This window comes from Campylobacter sp. RM10537, from assembly GCF_022369435.1.
Lineage (GTDB): Bacteria > Campylobacterota > Campylobacteria > Campylobacterales > Campylobacteraceae > Campylobacter_D > Campylobacter_D molothri.
Genome location: NZ_CP059597.1, coordinates 223,211 through 245,906 on the forward strand (window position 1 = coordinate 223,211; position 22,696 = coordinate 245,906).

The following is a 22,696-nucleotide window of genomic DNA, read 5'->3' on the forward strand; positions in this document are numbered from 1 at the left end:
TTCCACCTTTATTTTTTATAATTTTCTAAATATTTTTTTAATTCATCTTTAACATGAAGTTTTTCTTTTTTGAGGTTTGAAATTTCAGTATCACTAAGAGTTGAAATTTGACTTTTTTCTGCATTTTTAATCTGATCATCAAGCTCATTATGGCGTTCAAATAATTTATCAAAATGAGCATCTTTGCCTTTAAGATCTGAAATAAGATCGCGATATTCGTGTAACATAAATTTCTCCTCTTGTCGTAAAGTTTAGTTATTATAAATTAATTATATCTAAGTAAGTTAATATTTTTACTTAAAAAATATTAAAAATATAAGCAAGTTAATTATGTATAATTTTAGAAATTTTTAGTATAGTTTTTGAGGATAAATCCTCAAAATATTATTTAGAATTTTGTTTTTTTTAAGGTTCTTAAAGTAGACGCAGCAACTTTCATTTTTCTAGTAGTACCATCCTCTAAAGTTACTCGAACTGTTCTAAGATTAGGTAAAAAACGTCTTTTTGTTTTGTTATTAGCATGGCTAACATTATTGCCTACCATTGGCCCTTTGCCTGTGATTTGACATATTCTTGCCATTTTAGTTCCTTATTATTTGGGATAATTTTTAATTATGAATTCTAACAAATTTAAACTTAAAATATTCAAATATTTATACTATTTTTATTTATAAAAAGATAGAATATTTTTCTAAAAAATTATTCTTGATTAAGTAAGGTTTTTTTAATGTATGTTGCTCCAAGTTTATTAGCTGCTAATTTTTTAAATCTAGAAAAAGAAATTAAAGCCATACAAGAGGCAGGAGCTGATCTTTTACATATTGATGTAATGGATGGTTACTTTGTGCCTAATTTTACTTTTGGACCTTGTGTAATAGAAAAAATTTCTACCATCAGCAATCTTCCTTTAGATATACATTTAATGGTAGAGGATGTTAAAAAATTTACAGATTTGTTTATTCCGCTAAAACCTAAGTTTATTTCTTTTCATGTAGAAATAGAAAAACACCCTATAAGAATGTGTGAATACATACGATCTTTTGGAATTCATCCAGCAATAGTTTTAAACCCTCATACTCCCATAGATTCTATTAAACATATAATTGATTTTGTAGATATGATTCTTTTGATGAGTGTAAATCCTGGATTTGGCGGACAAAGTTTTTTAAATTTTACCTATGAAAAAATTAAAGCATTAAGAGAGATTATTGATCGTAAAAATGCTAAAGTTTTTATCGAGGTTGATGGCGGTGTCAATGGTTTAAATGCAAGTGAGTTAGAACAAGCTGGGGCAGATATTTTAGTTGCTGGAAGTTATATCTTTTCTTCCAATGATTATAAAACTTCTATTTCATCATTAAAGTTGGAATTTTGAGTTCTCAGCAAGTTGAACAGATTATTTCTGTTTTAAGTAAGCAGAGTAAACCTTATAAATGGGTAATCGAGCAATTTTGCAAAGTTGATGAACTCCAAGATTATCAACTTGATTTAGAAACTTTTGAACTTTTAGGTTTGGGTTTTTATTTAAATCATGATAATCATTTAAGCTTGAAAACGCGTACTACTAAAATTAAGGAAGAAATTTTTTGCGTAGTAGATATAGAAAGCACCGGCGGTATTAAGCATGGACAAATTTTAGAAATTGGAGCTGTAAAAATTAAAAATTCTAAAGAATTGGATCGCTTTAATAGTTTAATAAAAGTTGATCAAATACCGGAAAATATTACAGAATTAACAGGAATTAGTTTTGATATGGTTGAAAATGCTCCAAATTTAAAACAAGTTTTAAGAGATTTTAAGCTTTTTTTAAAAGATAGTATTTTTGTGGCGCATAATGTTCGCTTTGATTACGGCTTTATTTCAAAAGCTTTATGTGAATGTGGTTTAGGAATTTTACTTAATCGTCATATTTGCACTATAGAATTTGCACAATGTTGCATACAAAGTCCCAAATATAAACTCGATGTTTTGAAAGAATTATTAGGGATAGAAAGTATTCATCATAGAGCTTTAAGTGATGCTTTAGCGGCAGCTGAAATTTTTAAATATTGCCTATCAAAGCTTCCATATCATATTCAAACTACAGAAGAACTAATAAAATTTATAAAATTTTCTCGTACTCAACGTAAAATTGCGATATAATAATACAATAAATGACGGGAGCTTGTGAAACAGGCTGAGAGTAAGCTAAAAGCTTAGACTGAACCGGATCTGGATAATGCCAGCGTCGGGAAGATTTTATTATTAAACGCTTTAAAATTTTATACTCACCCTTCATTTATCCAAAAATTTTTTAAAGATAAAATATGAAAACCCAAATGCTTTATGCTAAAGAAGGTATTTTCACCAAAGAAATGCAAATTGTCGCCCAAAAAGAGCAAGTTAGTCAAGATTTTTTACTTGAAAATATTGCTTGTGGTAAGATCATTATTCCTGCTAATATTAATCATAAAAGTCTTGATCCAAACGGTATAGGATTTGGACTTCGCACCAAAGTAAATGTTAATTTAGGTGTTTCAAATGATTGTATCGATTATAGCGAAGAGATAAAAAAAGTAGAACTTGCTCATAAATTTGAGATTGAAGCCATTATGGATTTAAGTAATTATGGAAAAACAAGTCATTTTAGAGATGAACTTATTGCTTTTTCAAGAGCAATGATGGGCACAGTTCCTGTTTATGATACAGTAGGATTTTTAGAAAAAGATCTAAAACAAATTAAAGCTAAAGATTTTTTAGATGTAGTTTATCATCATGCAAAAAGTGGTGTGGATTTTATGACTATACACGCTGGAATAAATTCACGTACTGTTAGGGTTTTTAAAGAAGGAAAAAGACTTACAAATATAGTTTCAAGAGGAGGATCTGTGCTTTATGCTTGGATGATAATGAAAGAGGCTGAAAATCCTTTTTTTTGAATATTATGATGATTTATTAGAAATTTGTTTAAAATATGATGTAACTTTATCTTTAGGCGATGCTTTACGTCCAGGTTCTACACACGATTCAACCGATGCATCGCAAATTGCAGAACTTATAGAATTATCCTTACTAACGCAAAGGGCTTGGGAAGCTGGAGTTCAAGTGATGATAGAGGGGGCCTGGACATATGGTAATAAATGAAATTGAAGCCAATATGCAACTTGAAAAACGTCTTTGCAAAGGAGCACCTTTTTATGTTTTAGGACCTTTGGTTACAGATATTGGTGCAGGATATGATCATATTAGTGGAGCGATCGGAGGAGCTGTAGCAGCTGCAAGTGGTGCTGATATACTTTGCTATGTAACACCGGCTGAACACTTAAGACTTCCAAATTTAGATGATGTTAGAGATGGAATAGTTGCAACTAAAATTGCAGCTCATGCAGGCGATATTGCCAAAAGAAAGAGCAAGAGATGATGATATGAGTAAAGCAAGACAAAATATAGATTGGGAAAAAATGTTTAAGTTTGCCATTGATGGAGAGAAGGCTAAAAAAATGTTTAACGAACGTCGCCCAGATGATTTAAATTCTTGTTCTATGTGTGGAAAAATGTGCGTGATGAATACAATGAATCAAGCTCTAAAAGGCGAAGATGTAAGCTTAATCTGAGTAAATTTCTATATAAAAATTTATAGCAATGCCTTTTGGTGTTGCTTTTAATACAATAGGATAACTAATCTTAATTAAATTATCATAATCCTTTAAAGCGTCAATAAAGTTGTAAAAATTTTTAGGATTATCCATTAAACCTTCAATTTTTAATTTTTTATATAAATATTCTTCTTGGGATTGTAATTTTATATTGGTTATTTTAATATTCTTAAAATAATATTTTAGGAATTGATTAAATTTTTTTTCATCAAATTTTTGTTGAAATTGATCTAAATTTTTTTTATTTATATTTTGCAAATGTGTAACTTTATCTTCACTAGATTTTAAATCAATTTTAAAAGAATTAACCGTTCCAATTTGAGAATTTTCTCTTAAATTTATTTGCTCATAATCTTTTAACACCGGTAATAATAAAAATAAAATTAAAGCTGTGCAGATACTAATAAAACTCAAGGCAAGAATGAGAATTCTTACTATATTTAGTTCTTCAAGGCTTTTATCTTTCATCACAGCAACCTCCAGTATTTTTTTTACTTATACTTACAAAGCGATACCATCCATTGCTTAAGCGGTAATAGGTAGTATTGCTTTGATCAAAAATACTTTTTAAAGGAGTTTCTAGAAGAAGACTAAACATTTCCATAGTCGGAGTTACTCCGATAAGTTGTAAAGAATCTTTTTCTTGATCTACACTTTCGAGTGTTATAGATCCTGTTTGCACAACAATATCAAATAGATTTTTTAAGCTTTTTTTTGCAATTTCATTTTGGTCTTTGATATTATTAGCAATTTTGCTTTTGTTTAAGAGAAGTTGGTATAAATTTTCGTTATTTTTAATTTCTTTTTGCATTTTAACAACTTCTTCTTTTTGTGCTTTGATAGAATGAGAAACAAATGCAATTTTTGTTAAATATAAAAAATACATAAAAAAAATAAAGATAATCCCAAAAATAAAAAGAGCGGCCCAAATTTTAATAAATAAAGTTAAAATAGGTTTTTTTCTAGGTTTAATAAAACTATAAGTCATAGGGTTTCCTTGCGCATAAGCTCAAACATAAGATCAAAGGTATTTATTTGTCGAGTGGTGATTTCTAAAAAAGTTTCATTTTCTAAAAATTCAGTAGCTTCTATGCTGAGTTCTTGTTCACTTAATACATGTATATTATTGATAAAATTGCCAGAGTATTTTTCGTCATTATAAAACTTTTCAATGCTAGAGATAATACAATGTGCAATTTCTATATCATTATTAAATTGGCTTAGATTATCAAAATTTAAGAATTCATCTTCTTTTGAATCATTTTTTTCTTGTGATAAATTCTCAAAATTTTCATCCAAATTCTCAAAATTTAATTCATTATTGAAAATATTTTCATCAAATTCTTCACTCAATGATTCATTATTATCGGATTCTTGATCTAAAAAAATTAATTCTCCATATAAAATTTCAAGATTTTTGCAAACCATAATGGTTAATATTTGTTTGCATTGATAAGCATATAGAGTTATTTTATCATCATATTTATTTTGTTTTGAAATATTAAAATAAAGCAATGCAAAAGGAGAATATAAAAAATCTAGACCATTATAATCTTCAAAAAGTTCATGAAAATATTCTACGTGCTCAGTTGCTGTATAGATTAAAGCATTGTTAAGGGTTATGTATTTTAAACTTATCTTACCTACATTAAATTTTTCCAAGTCTTCATTTTTTGTGCTTGGGATAAGACCTTGTTCTTTGGCATTTAAAAAAAGTGCAGTATGAAAAAATAAAAATTTTTTACTTAAGGTTTTAACGTATTCTAATAAATCTTCACTTTTTTCAAAGGTTTTTTCACTACTACTTATTAATTTTTTGTTTCTATATATAGCTGCTTTAAGGACATTTTTTTTATCTTCTAAAATAATACCAATAAAAATTTGAGGTAAGATTTTTTTAAGTACAAATAACATTTCATTCCTTAAAACTGTCTAATTCTTCAATATGTTTAAAACAAGCCAATAATTTTTTTTTAGCTTCATCTTTATCCAAATTTGAAATATCTAAAGGCTCGCTTAATCGATAAATCAATGTTGTAAAAGGTTTAGGAAGGATCATCTTATCCCAACTTTTAAATTTCCAAAAACGCTTTGCCTCGTAATTTAATAGTCTTATTTTAACATTTTTTTTCTGAGCAAGCAATATAGCTCCATCTGCAATACTACGATAAGGACCACGTGGTCCATCCGGAGTGATAACAATATCGTCTTTTTCATCTAAAACTTTAAAAGCAGATCTTAAAGCTGTACTAGCGCCTTTTGAGGTGCTTCCTCTAATTGTATTTAGATGAAATAGTTTAATAATTCTAGCAATCATTTCTCCATCTCTATGATGAGAAATCATAACATAGGCTTTTTTATTTTTTTGCCTAAAATATCTAAAAGCAAATGGCATTAATGCCAAGCGTCCATGCCAAAAAAGTATGACATGGGGCGCTTTATCAATTTTATTTCCTTTATATATTTTTTTACAACTTAAGAAAATTAACCATTGTAAAATAAATACCAGATATGTTATTAATGTGGTTTTAAACGAGTTCCCCATATAAAACCATACGTTTTGCATTTTTGATCTTTACTTTTTTGATTTGCCCCAAAAGCTCTTCACTATGCTCAACTTGAACCAAAAAGTTATTATCTGTTCTTCCTGCTATTGAATGATTAGGTCTTAATTCTTCAAATAAAACTTCAAATTCCTTATTATTTTGTTTTTCAACAATTTCATCTAAAATTTCATTGTGGCGATTTTGTAAAATAGAAAGTCTTTGAGACGCTATTTCAGAATCAATTTGATTTGGCATAGTAGCTGCTTTAGTTAAAGGACGTTTTGAATATTTAAAAGAAAACATTTGCTCAAATCGAATTTTTTCTAAAACATCCATAGTATCTTTAAAATCTTTTTCACTTTCTCCAGGAAATGCAACGATAATGTCTGTAGAAATGCTTACATTTGGACATAATTCTCTAAGCTTTAAAGCTCTATTGAGATACCATTCTTTTGTATAACCGCGTTTCATTGCTTTTAGAATTTCAGTAGAACCGCTTTGTAAAGGCATATGCATAGATTTGCAAATTTTAGGATTTTTTGAAAAAACTTCTAAAAATTTATCGTCCATATGCAATGGATGAGGACTAGTAAAACGAATTCGTTCCAAACCTTCTATAGTGCTAAGTTCTTCTAATAGATCTGAAAAATCCATTTTTTTATGATTATTTCGAAATCTTTTACCGTAATTATTTACATTTTGTCCAAGCAAAAAAATTTCTTTCGCTCCTTTTTTGACAGCTTTAATTGCCTCATTATATATAATTTCAAAAGGTATGGAAATTTCATCACCTCTAGTGTGAGGAACTATGCAATAAGTGCAATGTTTATCACATCCTATGGAGATATTAATATAAGATTTGTAAATACTATTTCTAAAATCAGCAAAAGCAAATTCACTTTCATCATAGTCAATATCAACGCTAATAAACTTTGGAGTATTAATAGCTTGAGTAATTTTAGAAATATTTCTTGCACCTAAAACAAAATCAACATAAGGAGCACGACGAAAAATTTCATTACCTAAATGAGAAGCGGTACAGCCACATACTCCTATTTTAGCATTTTTCTTTTTTATTTTTTCAAATCCTCCTACCTCAGAAAAAAGCTTATGTACCGGCTTTTCTCGAACAGAGCAAGTGTTAATAAGTATTAAATCTGCTTCTTTTATATCTTGCGTTAGAGAGTAATTTTCTTTTTGTGTAAGTTCTGCGATCATATGTTCAGAATCTCTGACATTCATCGCACAACCTAAAGTTTGAATAAAAAGTTTTTTAGCGCTCAAAGAATATGCACCTCATACATAAAATCATTATCATCTAAACCATATTTAATAGTTCTATGATAAACACTTAAACCTTTTTTTTCAAAATACTCTACTAGGGCAATAAGATCTTTGTGAGAATTCTCCTTGTCAAAATAGAAAAACTTTTGTCCATCTTTTATTACAGCCTCTTCAATTTTGCCAAGGCTTATATTTTTTGGTTTTTCATCAATTAAATTTCTTGCTAATTTTAAATCCATGTTATATCCTTAAAGCATCTTTTAAATTTATAATTTTATCAAATTTTACTTTTAATTAAACTTATTAAAGGTATACTTTTAATCTACTTTTTAAATTTAAAATCCCAAAATTAAGGTATTAATAATAATGGAAAAAATCGCAGATATTATAGAAAGCATTGCGAATGAAAAAAACTTAGAATTAGAAAGTGTTAAGGAAAAGGTTATTTTAGCCTTGACAAATACTGCTAAAAGAATCTATGGTCAACAATATGATTTTTTTGTAGATAGAAAAAAATTAAATCTTTATCAAAAAATTACTGTTGTGGCAGATAATGATCCAAGATTGGAGGAAAGTAAAGAGAGTTTTATTGCTCTTAGCAAAGCAAAAGCTGAAGCTCCTGATGTTGAAATTGGAGATGAGCTTACTTATGAATGTTCTTTAGAAAATTTAGGGAGAACAGCGGTTAATATATTACATAAAGAATTAGAATATCATATCCAAAAATTATTAGAACAAACTATTTTTGAAAAATATAAAAACAAAATTGGAAAAATAGTATTTGGTAATGTTGTTCGTATTGATAATGATGAAAATACTTTTATAGAAATTGATGAATTAAGAGCTTTTTTGCCAAGAAAAAATCGTATTAAGGGTGAAAAATTTAAGATAGGAGATGTTGTTAAAGCAGTTATAAAGCGTGTTTATACTGATAAAGGTATTAAGATGGAATTAAGTCGAACAAGTCCTAAATTTTTAGAATGTTTGTTAGAGGCTGAAGTTCCAGAAATTAAAGATGGATATGTTCATATTGTTGGATGTGCGAGAATTCCAGGAGAAAGGGCGAAGATTATACTTAAATCTAATGGTATAAATATAGATCCGGTTGGAGCTACAGTTGGAGTTAAAGGAGTTAGAATTAATGCAGTAAGTAAGGAATTGCACAATGAAAATATTGATTGTATTGAATTTAGCAACGAACCTGAGATTTTAATCGCAAGAACTTTAGCGCCTGCTATAGTAAATTCTGTCAAGATTGAAGATAAAAAAGCTATTGTAAGTTTAAATAGTGAGCAAAAAAGTAAAGCTATAGGAAAAAGTGGCATTAATATACGCCTTGCAAGTATGTTAAGTGGTTATGAAATTGAGCTTTGTGAATTAAAAAATCATTCTTTAAGCAATGAAGAAGCTTTAAAGAATTTGCAAGATTTATTTAAAATTTAAAGCAAATTAATCTGTAAATTTTTTAAATTTACAGATATTTTTTTTCAAACCATTTCCAATAAAAAGCTGCAAAAATAAATAAAGTTCCAAGAAGAAAAGTAATCACTTTTAAACTTAAACTTAATTCAAATAAAAATCCCATAAGTTGAGAAATAATGGCGCTAAAACTAAGATAGACCATATCAGTATAAGCGATCACTCTTCCATAATAAGATTTATCACAGTTTTTTTGTATCATGGTATAAGTATAAGCCCAAAGTGAAGAAGTAAAGAAACCTGCAGCAATTAGTCCTAAAAAAGAGATATAAAAATTAAATTGAGTTAAAGCCCATAGTATAATTCCACATCCTTGGCCTAAGTATAAAAAAAATAAAGTTTTATTATTTACTAATTTACTTAAAATAATAGGCCCTAATGTTAAAGAGCAAGCACGCACAGCATTTAAAAAACCAATTACCAAAGCAGTAGATAAAACTTCTTTATATTCATGTTGAGCAAGCAAGGTTACTAAAGTTTCATAAGCTGTAAAACCTATAAAAGAGTGAAATAATATCAGATGGATAATTATTTTATTTTTTAAAATATAATTAAATCCTTCTTTAATCATCAAATAAAAATTACTTTGAATTTTTTGTTTAATATTTGGAATCTTTAAGTGAGTTAAAAATGAAAAGCCAATTATGATAAGAAAACAATCAAATAAAAAAGCTGTTTTAATTCCAAAAATATCAATAAAAATACCAGAAGTAGCCATTCCTGCTGTATAAGAAACTGCCCAAATAATACTATGCATTTCATTGGCAAGTTTTAATTCTTGAGTATTTAAAATTTTTGCAAGAAGACTCATTTCGGTTTGAAAGTAAATAGAAGCAACGCATAATCTAATAAAAATTAGAATAAATAAAAGCCAAAGCATGCTAAGATTTGTTATGAAGCTGAGGCAAAAAATAGAAATAAATTCAATACTTATCATGCTTAATAAAAGTTTTTTAGGTTTATTTCTTTCAATTATAACTCCGCTAATAGGAGCGAGTAAAACCCCAGGTAGAAAGGCAAGCATAGCGCTTGTTGAGGTTGCCCAAGTGGGAGCATTAAGATTCACTAGCAGCGTAAAAACACCTGTTTGTGCAAACCAAGCACCAAAATAAACTATAAACTGAACCGAAGCCAGAATTCTAATCGTCTTATTGTTTTTTAATAAATCAAAGTAATTCATAAATGAAATTATAGCACAATTTATATTTTAAATGCTATAATATTTTCAAAAAATAATGTATGCAAGGATAAATAATTTGAAAAGACTAAATAAAATAGAAGCTTTAGATATATTAAAAAATGCTAGTTTGGTTGAGATTGGAGAAATGGCTTATCAAAAAAAAATAGAACTTCATCCTGAAAAAATTACTACTTTTGTTGTTGATAGAAATATAAATTATACTAATGTTTGCTGTATTGATTGTTCTTTTTGTGCATTTTATCGTCATCATAAAGAAGATGATGCTTATATTTTAAGTTTTGAAGAAATTGGTAAAAAAATAGAAGAATTAGAGGCTATAGGTGGAACTCAAATTCTTTTTCAAGGTGGAGTGCATCCAAAACTTAAAATTGAATGGTATGAGGAACTTGTTTCTTGGATTAAAGAGCATTATCCTAATATAACAATTCATGGCTTTTCTGCGGTTGAAATTGCTTATATTGCTAAAGCATCTAAAATTTCTATAGCAGAGGTTTTGCAAAGATTACAGCAAAAGGGTTTGTTTTCCATACCTGGTGCAGGTGCTGAGGTTTTAAGCGATAGGGTGCGTGATATTATAGCGCCAAATAAATGCGATACTAAAACTTGGCTAGAGGTGCATCGCCAAGCTCATAAAATTGGCATGAAAAGCACAGCTACTATGATGTTTGGAACAGTTGAAAATGATGAGGAAATTATAGATCATTTAGATCACTTAAGAACGCTTCAAGATAAAACGGATGGATTTCGAGCTTTTATTTTATGGAGTTTTCAAAGTGAAAATACACTTTTAATTCAAAAACATCCTGAAATTATGAAGCAAAGTTCTAATAAATATCTTAGACTTCTAGCTCTTTCAAGACTTTATTTAGATAATTTTAAAAATTTGCAAAGTTCTTGGGTGACGCAAGGTTCTTTAATAGGACAACTTGCCTTAAAATTTGGTGCTAATGATTTGGGATCAACTATGATGGAAGAAAATGTAGTAAGTGCTGCGGGTGCAAGCTATAGGATGAATCAAGATGAAATGATACGATTGATTAGAAGTTTAGGTGAAAACCCTGCAAAACGTAATACAGCTTATGAAATTTTGGAGAAATTTTAATGCAATATTTAGAGAATCAAGGAATAAAAATTCCTTTTATTTTTGAAAAAAATCAAGATTTACCTATCGTTGTTTTAAAACTTGTTTTTCAAAATTGTGGACGAAGTTATGATGAAATTGCTGGACTTGCAAAAATGTTTTCTCGTATTTTAAACGAGGGAGTTGATGATCAATTTTTTAAAGAATTAGAATTTAGAGCCATTAGTTTAGAGGCAAGTAGTGGTTTTGAAAGTTTAGAAATTAATCTTTCTTGTTTAAATGAACATTTTAAATTTGCCATGCATCAAATTGAGCGATTATTGTTAAAACCTAGGATAGAAGAGAAAATTTTAAAAAAAATAAAAATTAATACTTTAGGTGAATTGGCAAGTAAAAAAAGTGACTTTGATTATTTAGCAAAAAATTTACTCAATTCTGAAGTTTTTGAATATTTAGAATTTCAAAGTCCTAACGATGGAGATGAAAAAAGCATAGAAAGTATTACTTTAGAATCATTACATCATTACTATAAAAAAAATATTCATTTAAATAATTTAGTGTGTGTTATAGGTGGAAATATTGAAGAAAAAGAAGCGAAAGATTTTTTAAATAGTCTACTTGAAAAGCTTCATAAAGGAGAAGTAAATAAAAATAAGAAATATGAGTTTTGTAAAAAAAATAAAGATAAAGTTTTAGTTCGAAAAGAAAGTGAACAAGCTTATATTTATTTTGCTACTCCGTTGCATTTGAGTTTTAATGATAAAGATATTCATCTAGCTAAAATCGCTTTATTTGTTTTGGGGCAAGGTGGATTTGGATCAAGAATTATGGAGGAAATTCGCGTAAAAAGAGGATTGGCTTATTCAGCTTATGCTATGCTAGATATAAGATTATCTTTTTCGAGAATTTTTGGATATTTGCAAACTAAGAATGAAAGCGCTACCGAGGCAAAAAAAATTATTAAAAAGCTCTTTGATAATTTTTTGCAATATGGCATTAATGAAAATGAACTTATTCAAGCTAAAAATTTTCTTATAGGTTCCTCTCCTTTGCGTTATGAAAGTCTTTCTAAACGCTTAGCTATAGCCTTTAATGAGTATTATCAAGGATTAGAGCAAGGGTATTATAAAAAAGAATTAAATTTGATACAAGAAGTAAAACTTGATGAAATTAATGCTTATATTAAGAAGCATAAAGAGATATTAAATATCAGTTTTGCTAGTATTCAAAATGAAAATTAAAGAAAATGATTTTGAACTTTTTAAAAAGTTAAGAATAAAAAGTGCTATTGATTTAGCACTTATTTTGCCCAAAAAGATTGAAAATTTAAATCCAAGTAAATTTCCTAGAGAAAATGAAATTTGTACTCAAAAAATTGTTTTAAAAAGTATAAATTATAATAAAAATCAACTTTTTGGCACAGGATTTTGCAAAGAATGGAATAAAAACATTTCTTTTGTTTTTTTTCATCCAAGACCTTGGCATCATAAAGTTTTAAAAATAGGTAAAGAAATTATTTTTAATGCTAAACTGACCTTTTTTAATCATTTTTGGCAATTTAATAATCCTAAAATTTTAAATTCTTTTGAAAATTTTGTTCCAAAATATCAAATTCAAGGTATTAGAGATTCAAAAATTCAAGAATTTATGAAAAAATATCTTACTTTTGAAAATTTAAAAGAAAGTGGAATAGATGATAAATATATAAATTTTATTTTAAATTTACACGCTTATGATGAAAGAAGTTTTGCTATGTTTCAAAATTTAAATCTTTTTTTAAATGATTTAAAATATATTGAAATTTTTAATTTTCTAAGACGATTAAAGGCAAAAAAAACCCATTATAAATCTTATAAAATTGATATTTTCAATATCAATAATTGGCTCAATCAGCTCCCTTTTTTACCTACTCAAGATCAACTTAAAGCTTTAAAGGATATAGAGCAAGACTTAAATTCAAGCGAAGCTAAAAGACGGGTTATCATGGGTGATGTTGGATGCGGAAAAACCTTGATTTTATTAGGGGCTGCTCTAATGGTTTATCCAAAACAAGCAATTTTGATGGCGCCAACTAGTATACTTGCAAATCAGCTTTATGAAGAGGCAAAGAAACTTTTGCCCGATTTTGTTAATATTTTATTTATTAAAGGGGGTAAAAAGGAAAAAGATTTAGCTCAAAAATTACAAAGAGCTAATTTGATTATAGGCACTCACGCTTTAATACATTTGGAAAATCATGAAGCTGTTTTAGTGATGATTGATGAGCAACATCGTTTCGGTTCAGCCCAAAGGCAAAAAATTTATACTTTAAATAAAAAAGATTTTGCACCACACTTTATACAATTTTCAGCAACACCTATTCCAAGAACTTTAAGCATGATACAATCAGAATTTTTACAATTTAGTTTTGTTAAGCAAATGCCTTTTAAAAAAGATATTTCTACTTTTTGCATACAAAATGAAGATTTTTCACGATTAAATGAAAAGATAAAAGAAGAGATTGCGCAAAATCATCAAATTATCATCATTTATCCTTTGGTTAATCCAAGTGATAAAATTCCTTATCTTTCCTTGGAGCAAGCTAGTGAATATTGGCAAAGCCATTATGAAAAAGTTTTTATAACTCATGGAAAAGATAAACAAAAGGATGAAATTTTAAAGCGTTTTCGAGATGAAGGAAATATTTTACTAAGTACTACTGTTGTAGAGGTTGGAATTTCTTTGCCAAGATTAAGTACTATTATAATAGTTGGAGCGGAACGCTTAGGACTAGCTACTTTGCATCAGCTTCGAGGAAGAGTTGGAAGAATTGGAATTAAAAGTACGTGTTATCTTTATACAAAACTTAAAGAAATTCCTATGCGCTTGAAAGAATTTGCAAATACTTTAGATGGTTTTAAAATCGCAGAACTTGATCTTAAAAATCGCTTAAGCGGAGATTTGCTAGATGGTTTGTTTCAGCATGGAAATGAGTTTATTTTTTTTGATTTTTCAAAAGATGAAGAGATTTTAAAACAGGCAAAAGAGGATTTAAAAAATAAGAATATCATTGATTAACAAGATTCCTTATTTCGATAAAGTATGTTTTTAAAATGAGAAGCTATCATTTGCGCACGTTGTAAAATTATACTTTTTATTTCTTCATTATAGATTTTGCTTAAACTTTCCTCAAAAAGTTTTAACCAAATTTCGAAAAATTCTTCAGGAAAATGAGGTAAATCAAGATGTTTTTTTAAAGGTTGTCCATTATAACTGCCTTGACCTAAAAGAATGCCTGACCAAAAATTTCCTATTTTTATTTTATGCTCTTCCCATTGTTGATTGCTTGTTCCTATGGCATTATTAAAAATAGACCCTAATTTTTCATCCCTTCTTATTTTTTCATAAAATATTTCCATAAGCATTTTTATATTTTCTTGAGTGATGGTGTTTGATTTCATAAATAATCTTCTCCGATATTAATCTTATAAGGTTAATATAACAAAAAATAGCAAAATTTTATTTAACATAGGTTAAAAATGAAGGATGAAAATTTTTTAAAATATTTATATAAAATAGGAAGAATAAGAAAAATAACAAAAAATAATATTTTATTTTACGAGGGAGAGGAGGCAAAACATTTTTTTATTTTATTACAAGGAAAAATACGAGTTTATAAGCATGCCAAGATGAATAAAGAAATTACTTTGCATTATTTTAAACCCTTTGATTTTATTGCAGAAATGCCAGCTTTTAAAAAAATCAATTACCCAGCAAGTGCTATTTGTGAAGAAGAGGGTAAAGTATTAGAAATTAATTTTATTGAGTTTGAAAATTTATGCAATAAAAACAATGAATTTAACTTAATATTAATTAGCTCTCTATTAAATAAAATAAAAATTTTAGAGAAAAAAATATTGCAAAATTCTTTAGATTTGAAAACAAAATTACTAAAATATATTTTGGAAAATGAAAAAAAATTAGATACAATTCTCCAAAAACAAATTGCAATAGATTTAAATGTAAAAGTACAATCTTTATCTAGGGTATTAAAAGAGTTAAAGTTGGCTAAATTAATTGACATAAAAAAAGGTAAAATTGAAATTATAAATAAAAAAATACTCTTAGATGAAGTTTGGCAAAATTAAGGATAATAAGGATATGGATTTAAATTTTATAATTAATCATTTAAATGTATTTATAGCAGCTGCTTGGCTTACCTTAAAATTAAGTTTTTTTGGTATTGTGTTTTCTATAATCATAGGATTATTTTGCATCTTAATGAGTTATTTTAGGATCAAATTTATAGAACAAATTTGTAAAATTTATATAGAATTATCTCGCAATACACCTTTATTGATACAACTTTTTTTTCTTTACTATGCTTTACCTAAATTTGATATTCATTTAGAACAAATTCCTCCTTTAAATTTAATTTGTTTAAGTGTTGATGAAACTTTGCGTCCAGCTTTTGCTTGTGCAATTTTTGGTCTTAGTTTTTTAGGAGGATCTTATATGGCTGAGAGTTTTAGATCCGGATTTGAAGCTATTAGAAAGCAGCAATTTGAAGCAGGACTTTCTTTAGGTTTTACAAAATTAGGAAATTTCCGTTATGTTATTTTGCCTCAAATACTTGCTATTTCCATATCGAGTATTAGTGCAAATATTATTTTTCTTATCAAAGAAACCTCAGTGGTAAGCATTATAGCCTTGCCTGATTTGGTTACAGCTATGAAAGACCTAAATTCTTTAACCTATAAAACAGATGAGCTTTTGTTTCTTTTGTTTATGGGGTATTTATGCATTATCCTGCCAATCTCTTTGATATTATTTTTTGTAGAAAAAAGGCTTTCAAATGCTTAGTTTATTAAATTTAGATACTTTAAGTCGTCTTTGGCAAGGCTTATTTATTACACTTGAAATTTCTATTATTAGCATTATAATTACCTCTTTTTTTGGGCTTATTCTAGGCATTTTGATGAGTTTTAAAAATCGTTATATCTATATTTTGTGCCGCTTTATTTTAGAATTTGTGAGAATTATGCCCCTTTTAGTTTGGCTTTTTATTGTATATTTTGGTTTTTCAAGATGGCTAGGAGTTAATTTAAGTAGTACGGTTTCAGCTATTATTGTATTTAGTATTTGGGGAAGTTTTGAAATGATGGATTTGGTTAGATCTTCATTGCAAAGTATTCCCAAGCACCAATATGAAAGTGCTAAAAGTTTAGGTTTAAATAAATTTCAAGCGTATTTTTATATCATTATTCCACAAGCTTTTCGTCGCCTTACTCCTGTGAGTATGAATTTGCTTACACGTATGATTAAAAGCACAACTTTTGCTTATTTAATCGGTAGTGTAGAACTTGTAAAGGTAGGACAGCAAATTATTGAATTTAACAATAAAAATGATTTGGCTCCTTTTATTATTTATGGTTTTATTTTTTTTATTTTTTTTATAATTTGTTACCCTATCACTTTATATTCTAGAAAATTAGAAAAAAAATGGAGTTAAAATGAGTATTTTAAAAGTAAAAAATTTGCAAAAATATTATGGAACCCATCATGTTTTAAAAAATATTAATTTAGAGGTAAAACAAAAAGAAGTTGTTGTGATTTTAGGTCCGAGTGGGTGCGGAAAATCAACTTTTTTAAGATGTATCAATGGTTTAGAAGAGATTGCAGATGGAGTAATACAAATTGGTCATGATGTTATTGACAAAAATTTTAAAGATTGGACAAGGGTACGTCAAAAAGTAGGTATGGTATTTCAATCCTATGAACTATTTGAACATTTAAGCGTTAAAGATAATATACTTTTAGGACCTTTAAAGGTGCAAAAAAGATCTAAAGAAGAAGTTTTAAAAGAAGCTAAGATATGGCTTGAAAAAGTAGGACTAATTCATAAGATAGATGCTTTTCCCAGAGAATTAAGTGGAGGGCAAAAACAAAGAATTGCTATTGTAAGAAGTCTTTGCATGAATCCAGAACTTATGCTTTTTGACGAAGTGACAGCAGCGCTTGATCCTGAAATTGTTCGCGAAGTATTAGAGGTTATGTTAAATTTAGCTAAAGATGGTATGACAATGTTGATTGTTACACATGAGATGGGTTTTGCTAAAGCTGTTGCCGATAAGATAGTTTTTATGGATAATGGTGAAATAATTGAGGAAAATAATCCACATAATTTTTTTGAAAACCCTAAAAGTGAAAGGGCAAAAAAATTTTTAAATTTGTTTGATTATCATAAATAATTTTATGATAAAATTTTCTACTAATAAATATTTGGTTAAATTATAAATATTTTCTTGACAAAATATTTTTTTTAATATATAATTTCGTTTTTTTAAAAATTTGATTTTGAGAATTTTTAAAACCGAAACTTGCTGGTTTAGCTCAGTTGGTAGAGCAGCTGCCTTGTAAGCAGCAGGTCGGGGGTTCAAGTCCCTTAACCAGCTCCATTTTATTTTTGTGACAGTGTTTGACCAGATATTTTATATGGTGATAATGGTGAGTTACTCAAGTGGCCAACGAGGGCAGACTGTAAATCTGCTGGCTTTCGCCTTCCGTGGTTCGAATCCACGACTCACCACCATGCTTTGCGGGAGTAGCTCAGTTGGCTAGAGCATCAGCCTTCCAAGCTGAGGGTCGCGGGTTCGAGTCCCGTTTCCCGCTCCAATGTTTAACTGGGAGCTGTATTTTAACTATAACTACAGTATATTCCCATATTTTTTTCAGTTGTCTGTATTATATTGGTTTTCTGAGCGCTCGTATGGCTCAGAGGTAGAGCACTCCCTTGGTAAGGGAGAGGTCGCGGGTTCAATTCCCGCTATGAGCTCCATTATTTTATTGAAAAGATTATAAATATAGACTCGGTTTTGCTTACATTTATTTTTATATTGGAGGAAAAAAATGGCTAAAGAAAAATTTTCACGTAATAAGCCACACGTAAATATAGGTACTATTGGTCACGTTGACCATGGTAAAACTACTTTGACAGCCGCTATTTCTGCTGTTCTTTCAAGAAGAGGTTTGGCAGAGCTTAAAGATTATGATAATATTGATAATGCTCCTGAAGAAAAAGAACGTGGTATTACTATTGCTACTTCTCATATTGAATATGAAACAGAAAATCGACATTATGCACACGTTGATTGCCCAGGACACGCTGACTATGTTAAAAATATGATTACAGGTGCTGCGCAAATGGATGGTGCAATTCTTGTTGTTTCTGCAGCAGATGGCCCAATGCCTCAAACTAGAGAGCATATTCTACTTTCTCGTCAAGTAGGTGTTCCATACATAGTTGTTTTTATGAATAAAGCAGATATGGTTGATGATGCTGAACTTTTAGAATTAGTCGAAATGGAAATTAGAGAATTATTAAGCTCTTATGATTTCCCAGGAGATGATACTCCAATTATTTCTGGTTCTGCATTAAAAGCCCTTGAAGAAGCTAAAGCTGGTCAAGATGGTGAGTGGTCTAAAAAAGTGCTAGATCTAATGGCAGCAGTTGATAGCTATATTCCAACTCCAACTCGTGATACTGAAAAAGATTTCTTGATGCCAATTGAAGATGTTTTCTCAATTTCTGGCCGTGGTACAGTTGTTACTGGAAGAATTGAAAAAGGTGTAGTTAAAGTAGGTGATACTATTGAAATTGTTGGTATTAAAGATACACAAACTACGACTGTTACTGGTGTTGAAATGTTTAGAAAAGAAATGGATCAAGGTGAAGCTGGAGATAACGTAGGTGTTCTTCTTCGTGGTACTAAAAAAGAAGAAGTTATTCGTGGAATGGTTCTTGCAAAACCAAAATCAATTACTCCTCATACTGATTTTGAAGCTGAAGTTTATATTTTAAATAAAGACGAAGGTGGTAGACATACTCCATTCTTTAATAATTATAGACCTCAATTTTATGTAAGAACAACGGATGTTACAGGTTCTATTAAATTAGCAGATGGCGTTGAAATGGTTATGCCAGGTGAAAACGTAAGAATTACAGTAAGCCTAATAGCTCCAGTAGCTCTTGAAGAAGGAACACGCTTTGCTATCCGTGAAGGCGGTAAAACAGTTGGTTCTGGTGTTGTTTCTAAAATAATTAAATAAAATATTCTAAAAAGTCAAGTTTTGATACTTGACTTTTGTTTTTTAAGGGAAAAAAATGAGAATTAAAATTGGTTTAAAATGTGAAGAATGTGGTGATATTAATTACAGCACTTATAAAAATAGTAAAAATACAACTGAAAAGTTAGAATTAAAAAAATATTGTCCAAGATTGAAAAAACATACACTTCACAAAGAAGTAAAATTAAAAAGTTAAGCTCTTAGGGCAATAGCTCTAAAGGTAGAGCGTCGGATTCCAAATCCGCAGGTTGGGGGTTCGAATCCCTCTTGCCCTGCCATATTAAGGTTTATATAAATGGAAAAATTAATAACTTATTTTAAATTATCAAAGGCTGAACTAAGGAAAGTAATTTTTCCTTTAAAAGAACAAGTTCGAAATGCTTATATTACTGTTTTTATAGTAGTTGCGGTTATTTCAGTATTTTTGGCATTAGTAGATTGGATTATGTCATCTATTGTTTCTTTGGTTATATAATAGGAGATAGTGATGAATACTTATAAATGGTATGCAATTCAAACTTATGCTGGTAGTGAAATGGCTGTAAAAAGAGCTATTGAAAATTTGGTTAAAGATAATGGCATTGAAGATAGATTAAAAGAAATAGTTGTTCCAACAGAGGATGTTATCGAATTTAAAAATGGAAAAGAAAAGATTAGTGAAAGAAGTTTGTATTCAGGATATGTATTTGCACATCTTGATCTTAATACGGAACTTTGGCATAAAATTCAGTCTCTTCCTAAAGTTGGACGTTTTATTGGGGAGTCTAAGAAACCAACCCCTTTGACAGAAAAAGATATTAATTTAATTTTAGAAAAAGTTCATAATCGTGCAGCTCCTAAACCAAAAATTTCTTTTGAAGAAGGAGAAAATGTAAGAATTACCGAAGGCCCGTTTGCGAATTTTACTGCTATTGTAGAAGAATATGATATGGTTAGAGGTTTGCTGAAATTAAATGTTTCTATTTTTGGACGTTCAACTCCAGTAGAGATCTTGTATTCTCAAGTTGAAAAAATAATTTAAATTTATTTAAGGAGAATTGTTATGGCTAAAAAAGTTGTAGGCGAAATTAAATTACAAATTGCTGCCACTAAAGCAAATCCGTCGCCACCAGTCGGTCCCGCTTTAGGTCAGCAAGGCGTTAATATTATGGAATTTTGTAAAGCTTTTAATGAAAGAACAAAGGATATGGCAGGTTTTAACATTCCTGTTGTTATCACAGTTTATGCAGATAAAAGTTTTACTTTTATTACAAAGCAACCACCAGCTACAGATTTAATCAAAAAAGCAGCTGGTATTTCTAAGGGCACAGATAATCCTTTAAAAAATAAAGTTGGAAAATTAACTCGTGCTCAAGTTTTGGAAATTGTTGATAAAAAAATTGCAGATTTGAATACTAAAGATAGAGAGCAAGCAGCAAAAATTATTGCCGGTTCAGCTCGTTCTATGGGTGTTGAAATCGTTGATTAATTCTTTTGACCGCTTAAAGTAAGAAGCGGTAGCACTTTAAAATGCGGAGAGTATAAAAATGGCTAAAATGGTAAAAAGATTAAAAAATTTATTAGAAAAAATTGATTCAAATAAAATTTACAGTCTTAAGGAAGCAATAGAAACAGTTAAGGAATTAAAATCAGCAAAATTTGATGAAACTGTTGAAATCGCTTTAAAATTAAATGTTGATCCAAGACATGCTGATCAAATGATAAGAGGATCTGTTGTACTTCCTGCTGGTACAGGTAAAAAAGTTCGTGTAGCTGTCATTGCAAAAGATGCCAAGGCAGATGAAGCTAAAAATGCTGGAGCAGATATTGTTGGAAGTGATGATTTGGTTGAAGAAATTCAAAAAGGAAATATGAATTTTGACGTATTAATTGCAACTCCAAATTTAATGGGCTTAGTGGGTAAAGTAGGTAGAATTTTAGGCCCTAAAGGTTTGATGCCAAATCCAAAAACTGGAACAGTAACTATGGATGTTGCACAAGCTGTAAATAATGCTAAAAGTGGACAAGTAAATTTTAGAGTTGATAAGCAGGGAAATATCCACGCAGGACTTGGAAAAGTAAGTTTTTCTAAAGAGCAATTATGGGATAATATCTCAACTTTTATAAAAGCTATTAATAAGCATAAACCAGCTGCAGCAAAAGGTAGATATATTAAAAATGCCACTTTATCTTTAACTATGAGTCCATCGGTAAAACTTGAAATTCAAGAATTACTTGATATGAAATAAAGAGTTAAAAAACTCTTTATTCTTAAGAAATAAACATTTGAGAAAATTTAATATTTTTTGAAATGTTTATTTTAGATTGAAGATAGTCGAGGCGTAAGCTTAATTGGAAAAATTTCCTCTCTACTTGAAATCTCAATCGGAAAGGAGAAAATGTGACTAGAAGTGAAAAAGTTGAAGTTATTGCTAAGCTTGAAGAAAATTTCAAAGTTAGTGAAGCCATTATAGTTTGTGATTATAAGGGTTTATCTACTAAGAAATTGGAAGAACTTAGAAATAATGCAAGAGAAAATAATGTAAAAGTTCAAATTATTAAAAATACTTTGGCTAACATTGCTCTTAATAATTCCGGAAAAACAGGTCTAGTTCTTAAAGATACAAATATTTATCTTTGGGGAGAAGATCAACTTAGTGTTTCAAAAGTAGCTGCTAAATTTGAAGAAAATAATGATAAATTTCAAATTAAAACTGCTTTTGTTGATGGCGAAGTTGCAGATGTTGCTAAAGTTAAAGCTTTAGCTAAAATGCCTTCGCGTAATGAGTTGCTTGCTATGCTTTTGCAAGTTTGGAAAGCGCCAATTGCCAACTTTACTATTGGTTTAAATGCGCTAAAAAATAAAAAAGAAACTGAATAAAAAGGATTTAAAATGGCAATTTCAAAAGAAGATGTATTAGAATATATTTCAAATTTAAGTGTTCTTGAGCTTTCTGAGCTTGTGAAAGAATTTGAAGAAAAATTTGGTGTATCAGCTGCTCCGGTAATGGTAGCTGGAGGAGCGGTAGCAGGTGGTAGTACTTCAGCCGCTGAGGAAAAAACAGAATTTGATATCGTTTTAACTGATGGTGGTGCTAAAAAGATTGAAGTAATTAAAATTGTTAGAGCTTTAACAGGTCTTGGGCTTAAAGAAGCTAAGGATGCTGTAGAGCAAACTCCTTCAACTTTGAAAGAAGGTGTAGCTAAAGCTGAAGCAGAAGAAGCCAAAAAACAACTTGAAGAAGCTGGTGCTAAAGTAGAGCTTAAATAATTATTTTTTAATTGGATTTAGTTTAAGAAGATTTGTTTTTAACAAGTCTTCTTTTTTTGTTTTTACCTAGTTTTAGGTCTTCTTTTTTAAATTTACAAAATTTACCATGAGGTA

27 protein-coding genes, 5 tRNA genes, 2 pseudogenes and 1 riboswitch are annotated in these 22,696 nt (G+C 29.0%); of the genes and pseudogenes, 24 read left to right on the forward strand and 10 right to left on the reverse strand.

Annotated features, from left to right (window positions below; all coding sequences use genetic code 11):
- Positions 1–8 precede the first annotated feature (8 nt).
- Complete coding sequence (locus tag CMOL_RS01135; protein WP_200279971.1) at positions 9–227, reverse strand: HP1242/YdcH family protein; 219 nt, start codon at positions 225–227, stop codon at positions 9–11.
- Positions 228–384: 157 nt separating this feature from the next.
- A pseudogene (rpmB, locus tag CMOL_RS01140) lies at positions 385–580 on the reverse strand (50S ribosomal protein L28).
- Between the two features lie 147 nt (positions 581–727).
- On the opposite strand from rpmB, the gene rpe reads away from it, so the two are divergent.
- From rpe to thiC, 3 genes and pseudogenes are all read left to right on the forward strand, one after another.
- On the forward strand, positions 728–1,375 hold the full coding sequence (rpe, locus tag CMOL_RS01145) for a ribulose-phosphate 3-epimerase (RefSeq protein ID WP_239820417.1): 648 nt from the start codon (positions 728–730) through the stop codon (positions 1,373–1,375).
- Positions 1,372–2,142, forward strand: coding sequence for a 3'-5' exonuclease (locus tag CMOL_RS01150; RefSeq protein ID WP_239820418.1), 771 nt, complete (start codon positions 1,372–1,374; stop codon positions 2,140–2,142). The genes rpe and CMOL_RS01150 overlap by 4 nt, the downstream gene beginning before the upstream one ends.
- Before the next feature lie 4 nt (positions 2,143–2,146).
- Positions 2,147–2,251, forward strand: a riboswitch (TPP riboswitch).
- A 55-nt stretch (positions 2,252–2,306) separates the two neighbouring features.
- A pseudogene (gene thiC / locus CMOL_RS01155) lies at positions 2,307–3,593 on the forward strand (phosphomethylpyrimidine synthase ThiC).
- Here thiC and CMOL_RS01160 read toward each other — a convergent pair.
- Genes CMOL_RS01160 through CMOL_RS01185 form a run of 6 tightly spaced genes read right to left on the reverse strand, consistent with a single transcriptional unit; the run spans position 3,585 to position 7,704 of the window.
- Positions 3,585–4,103 carry a hypothetical protein gene (locus CMOL_RS01160; protein WP_239820419.1) on the reverse strand — a complete coding sequence of 173 codons (519 nt, stop codon included), beginning with the start codon at positions 4,101–4,103 and terminating at the stop codon, positions 3,585–3,587. The pseudogene thiC and the gene CMOL_RS01160 overlap by 9 nt on opposite strands.
- Positions 4,093–4,623, reverse strand: a complete 531-nt coding sequence (locus CMOL_RS01165; RefSeq protein ID WP_239820420.1) for a hypothetical protein — start codon at positions 4,621–4,623, stop codon at positions 4,093–4,095. Before CMOL_RS01165 ends, CMOL_RS01160 begins: the two co-directional genes overlap by 11 nt.
- Positions 4,620–5,549, reverse strand: a complete 930-nt coding sequence (locus CMOL_RS01170; RefSeq protein WP_239820421.1) for a clan AA aspartic protease — start codon at positions 5,547–5,549, stop codon at positions 4,620–4,622. The genes CMOL_RS01165 and CMOL_RS01170 overlap by 4 nt, the downstream gene beginning before the upstream one ends.
- Before the next feature lies 1 nt (position 5,550).
- Complete coding sequence (locus CMOL_RS01175) at positions 5,551–6,180, reverse strand: lysophospholipid acyltransferase family protein (RefSeq protein WP_200279995.1); 630 nt, start codon at positions 6,178–6,180, stop codon at positions 5,551–5,553.
- Positions 6,164–7,465 (reverse strand): tRNA (N6-isopentenyl adenosine(37)-C2)-methylthiotransferase MiaB, encoded by a 1,302-nt coding sequence (miaB, locus tag CMOL_RS01180; protein WP_239820422.1) that lies wholly within the window; start codon positions 7,463–7,465, stop codon positions 6,164–6,166. The genes CMOL_RS01175 and miaB overlap by 17 nt, the downstream gene beginning before the upstream one ends.
- On the reverse strand, positions 7,462–7,704 hold the full coding sequence (locus tag CMOL_RS01185) for an HP0268 family nuclease (RefSeq protein ID WP_200280001.1): 243 nt from the start codon (positions 7,702–7,704) through the stop codon (positions 7,462–7,464). The genes miaB and CMOL_RS01185 overlap by 4 nt, the downstream gene beginning before the upstream one ends.
- Before the next feature lie 127 nt (positions 7,705–7,831).
- Here CMOL_RS01185 and nusA point away from each other — a divergent pair, with 127 nt between their 5' ends.
- Complete coding sequence (nusA, locus tag CMOL_RS01190; protein WP_200280004.1) at positions 7,832–8,908, forward strand: transcription termination factor NusA; 1,077 nt, start codon at positions 7,832–7,834, stop codon at positions 8,906–8,908.
- A 28-nt stretch (positions 8,909–8,936) separates the two neighbouring features.
- Here the strand turns inward: nusA and CMOL_RS01195 are convergent, their stop codons facing one another.
- The gene (locus tag CMOL_RS01195) at positions 8,937–10,124 is read right to left on the reverse strand and encodes an MFS transporter (protein ID WP_239820423.1); all 1,188 of its coding nucleotides are present in this window, start codon (positions 10,122–10,124) and stop codon (positions 8,937–8,939) included.
- 76 nt (positions 10,125–10,200) lie between these two features.
- Here CMOL_RS01195 and CMOL_RS01200 point away from each other — a divergent pair, with 76 nt between their 5' ends.
- From CMOL_RS01200 to recG, 3 genes are read left to right on the forward strand one after another with little or no spacing between them, the layout of a single operon-like run.
- Positions 10,201–11,247, forward strand: a complete 1,047-nt coding sequence (locus tag CMOL_RS01200) for a dehypoxanthine futalosine cyclase (RefSeq protein ID WP_239820424.1) — start codon at positions 10,201–10,203, stop codon at positions 11,245–11,247.
- The gene (locus tag CMOL_RS01205; protein WP_239820425.1) at positions 11,247–12,467 is read left to right on the forward strand and encodes a M16 family metallopeptidase; all 1,221 of its coding nucleotides are present in this window, start codon (positions 11,247–11,249) and stop codon (positions 12,465–12,467) included. Before CMOL_RS01200 ends, CMOL_RS01205 begins: the two co-directional genes overlap by 1 nt.
- Positions 12,457–14,283 (forward strand): ATP-dependent DNA helicase RecG, encoded by a 1,827-nt coding sequence (gene recG, locus CMOL_RS01210; RefSeq protein WP_239820426.1) that lies wholly within the window; start codon positions 12,457–12,459, stop codon positions 14,281–14,283. Before CMOL_RS01205 ends, recG begins: the two co-directional genes overlap by 11 nt.
- On the opposite strand, the gene CMOL_RS01215 is transcribed toward recG, so the two are convergent.
- Positions 14,280–14,666 carry a group III truncated hemoglobin gene (locus CMOL_RS01215; RefSeq protein WP_239820427.1) on the reverse strand — a complete coding sequence of 129 codons (387 nt, stop codon included), beginning with the start codon at positions 14,664–14,666 and terminating at the stop codon, positions 14,280–14,282. The genes recG and CMOL_RS01215 overlap by 4 nt on opposite strands.
- A 78-nt stretch (positions 14,667–14,744) precedes the next feature.
- Here CMOL_RS01215 and CMOL_RS01220 point away from each other — a divergent pair, with 78 nt between their 5' ends.
- From CMOL_RS01220 to rplL, 17 genes are all read left to right on the forward strand, one after another.
- The gene (locus CMOL_RS01220; protein WP_239820428.1) at positions 14,745–15,353 is read left to right on the forward strand and encodes a Crp/Fnr family transcriptional regulator; all 609 of its coding nucleotides are present in this window, start codon (positions 14,745–14,747) and stop codon (positions 15,351–15,353) included.
- A 13-nt stretch (positions 15,354–15,366) separates the two neighbouring features.
- Positions 15,367–16,068, forward strand: coding sequence for an amino acid ABC transporter permease (locus tag CMOL_RS01225; protein ID WP_200280026.1), 702 nt, complete (start codon positions 15,367–15,369; stop codon positions 16,066–16,068).
- A complete protein-coding gene (locus CMOL_RS01230; RefSeq protein WP_239820429.1) occupies positions 16,061–16,717 on the forward strand; it encodes an amino acid ABC transporter permease in 657 nt (218 codons plus the stop codon). The genes CMOL_RS01225 and CMOL_RS01230 overlap by 8 nt, the downstream gene beginning before the upstream one ends.
- A gap of 1 nt (position 16,718) precedes the next feature.
- Entirely contained in the window at positions 16,719–17,456 is a 738-nt protein-coding gene (locus tag CMOL_RS01235; protein WP_239820430.1) for an amino acid ABC transporter ATP-binding protein, read from the forward strand.
- A gap of 131 nt (positions 17,457–17,587) precedes the next feature.
- A tRNA-Thr gene (locus CMOL_RS01240) sits at positions 17,588–17,663 on the forward strand.
- A gap of 48 nt (positions 17,664–17,711) precedes the next feature.
- A tRNA-Tyr gene (locus CMOL_RS01245) sits at positions 17,712–17,797 on the forward strand.
- 6 nt (positions 17,798–17,803) lie between these two features.
- Positions 17,804–17,880 (forward strand) — tRNA-Gly (locus CMOL_RS01250).
- Between the two features lie 88 nt (positions 17,881–17,968).
- Positions 17,969–18,043: transfer RNA gene (locus CMOL_RS01255), tRNA-Thr, on the forward strand.
- A gap of 71 nt (positions 18,044–18,114) precedes the next feature.
- A complete protein-coding gene (gene tuf, locus CMOL_RS01260; protein WP_137622495.1) occupies positions 18,115–19,314 on the forward strand; it encodes an elongation factor Tu in 1,200 nt (399 codons plus the stop codon).
- 55 nt (positions 19,315–19,369) lie between these two features.
- Complete coding sequence (rpmG, locus tag CMOL_RS01265) at positions 19,370–19,528, forward strand: 50S ribosomal protein L33 (protein WP_137620925.1); 159 nt, start codon at positions 19,370–19,372, stop codon at positions 19,526–19,528.
- 6 nt (positions 19,529–19,534) lie between these two features.
- Positions 19,535–19,610 (forward strand) — tRNA-Trp (locus tag CMOL_RS01270).
- Positions 19,611–19,627: 17 nt separating this feature from the next.
- Positions 19,628–19,807, forward strand: coding sequence for a preprotein translocase subunit SecE (secE, locus tag CMOL_RS01275; protein ID WP_200280049.1), 180 nt, complete (start codon positions 19,628–19,630; stop codon positions 19,805–19,807).
- Positions 19,808–19,819: 12 nt separating this feature from the next.
- Positions 19,820–20,353, forward strand: coding sequence for a transcription termination/antitermination protein NusG (gene nusG, locus CMOL_RS01280; RefSeq protein WP_200280052.1), 534 nt, complete (start codon positions 19,820–19,822; stop codon positions 20,351–20,353).
- Positions 20,354–20,374: 21 nt separating this feature from the next.
- Complete coding sequence (gene rplK, locus CMOL_RS01285; RefSeq protein ID WP_066777288.1) at positions 20,375–20,800, forward strand: 50S ribosomal protein L11; 426 nt, start codon at positions 20,375–20,377, stop codon at positions 20,798–20,800.
- Positions 20,801–20,858: 58 nt separating this feature from the next.
- Positions 20,859–21,560: a 50S ribosomal protein L1 gene (gene rplA / locus CMOL_RS01290; protein ID WP_239820431.1), complete on the forward strand. Its 702-nt coding sequence runs from the start codon at positions 20,859–20,861 to the stop codon at positions 21,558–21,560.
- A gap of 152 nt (positions 21,561–21,712) precedes the next feature.
- Complete coding sequence (gene rplJ / locus CMOL_RS01295; protein WP_239820432.1) at positions 21,713–22,192, forward strand: 50S ribosomal protein L10; 480 nt, start codon at positions 21,713–21,715, stop codon at positions 22,190–22,192.
- 12 nt (positions 22,193–22,204) lie between these two features.
- Positions 22,205–22,582, forward strand: a complete 378-nt coding sequence (gene rplL, locus CMOL_RS01300; RefSeq protein ID WP_239820433.1) for a 50S ribosomal protein L7/L12 — start codon at positions 22,205–22,207, stop codon at positions 22,580–22,582.
- Positions 22,583–22,696 lie beyond the last annotated feature (114 nt).

Bases quoted from the DNA above. Each gene is read 5' to 3' on its own strand.
- CMOL_RS01135 (WP_200279971.1), bottom strand. From the start codon at position 227: ATGTTACACGAATATCGCGATCTTATTTCAGATCTTAAAGGCAAAGAT.
- rpe (WP_239820417.1), top strand. From the start codon at position 728: ATGTATGTTGCTCCAAGTTTATTAGCTGCTAATTTTTTAAATCTAGAA.
- CMOL_RS01160 (WP_239820419.1), bottom strand. From the start codon at position 4,103: ATGAAAGATAAAAGCCTTGAAGAACTAAATATAGTAAGAATTCTCATT.
- CMOL_RS01165 (WP_239820420.1), bottom strand. From the start codon at position 4,623: ATGACTTATAGTTTTATTAAACCTAGAAAAAAACCTATTTTAACTTTA.
- CMOL_RS01170 (WP_239820421.1), bottom strand. From the start codon at position 5,549: ATGTTATTTGTACTTAAAAAAATCTTACCTCAAATTTTTATTGGTATT.
- CMOL_RS01175 (WP_200279995.1), bottom strand. From the start codon at position 6,180: ATGGGGAACTCGTTTAAAACCACATTAATAACATATCTGGTATTTATT.
- CMOL_RS01185 (WP_200280001.1), bottom strand. From the start codon at position 7,704: ATGGATTTAAAATTAGCAAGAAATTTAATTGATGAAAAACCAAAAAAT.
- nusA (WP_200280004.1), top strand. From the start codon at position 7,832: ATGGAAAAAATCGCAGATATTATAGAAAGCATTGCGAATGAAAAAAAC.
- CMOL_RS01195 (WP_239820423.1), bottom strand. From the start codon at position 10,124: ATGAATTACTTTGATTTATTAAAAAACAATAAGACGATTAGAATTCTG.
- CMOL_RS01205 (WP_239820425.1), top strand. From the start codon at position 11,247: ATGCAATATTTAGAGAATCAAGGAATAAAAATTCCTTTTATTTTTGAA.
- recG (WP_239820426.1), top strand. From the start codon at position 12,457: ATGAAAATTAAAGAAAATGATTTTGAACTTTTTAAAAAGTTAAGAATA.
- CMOL_RS01215 (WP_239820427.1), bottom strand. From the start codon at position 14,666: ATGAAATCAAACACCATCACTCAAGAAAATATAAAAATGCTTATGGAA.
- CMOL_RS01220 (WP_239820428.1), top strand. From the start codon at position 14,745: ATGAAGGATGAAAATTTTTTAAAATATTTATATAAAATAGGAAGAATA.
- CMOL_RS01225 (WP_200280026.1), top strand. From the start codon at position 15,367: ATGGATTTAAATTTTATAATTAATCATTTAAATGTATTTATAGCAGCT.
- CMOL_RS01230 (WP_239820429.1), top strand. From the start codon at position 16,061: ATGCTTAGTTTATTAAATTTAGATACTTTAAGTCGTCTTTGGCAAGGC.
- CMOL_RS01235 (WP_239820430.1), top strand. From the start codon at position 16,719: ATGAGTATTTTAAAAGTAAAAAATTTGCAAAAATATTATGGAACCCAT.
- tuf (WP_137622495.1), top strand. From the start codon at position 18,115: ATGGCTAAAGAAAAATTTTCACGTAATAAGCCACACGTAAATATAGGT.
- rpmG (WP_137620925.1), top strand. From the start codon at position 19,370: ATGAGAATTAAAATTGGTTTAAAATGTGAAGAATGTGGTGATATTAAT.
- secE (WP_200280049.1), top strand. From the start codon at position 19,628: ATGGAAAAATTAATAACTTATTTTAAATTATCAAAGGCTGAACTAAGG.
- nusG (WP_200280052.1), top strand. From the start codon at position 19,820: ATGAATACTTATAAATGGTATGCAATTCAAACTTATGCTGGTAGTGAA.
- rplK (WP_066777288.1), top strand. From the start codon at position 20,375: ATGGCTAAAAAAGTTGTAGGCGAAATTAAATTACAAATTGCTGCCACT.
- rplA (WP_239820431.1), top strand. From the start codon at position 20,859: ATGGCTAAAATGGTAAAAAGATTAAAAAATTTATTAGAAAAAATTGAT.
- rplL (WP_239820433.1), top strand. From the start codon at position 22,205: ATGGCAATTTCAAAAGAAGATGTATTAGAATATATTTCAAATTTAAGT.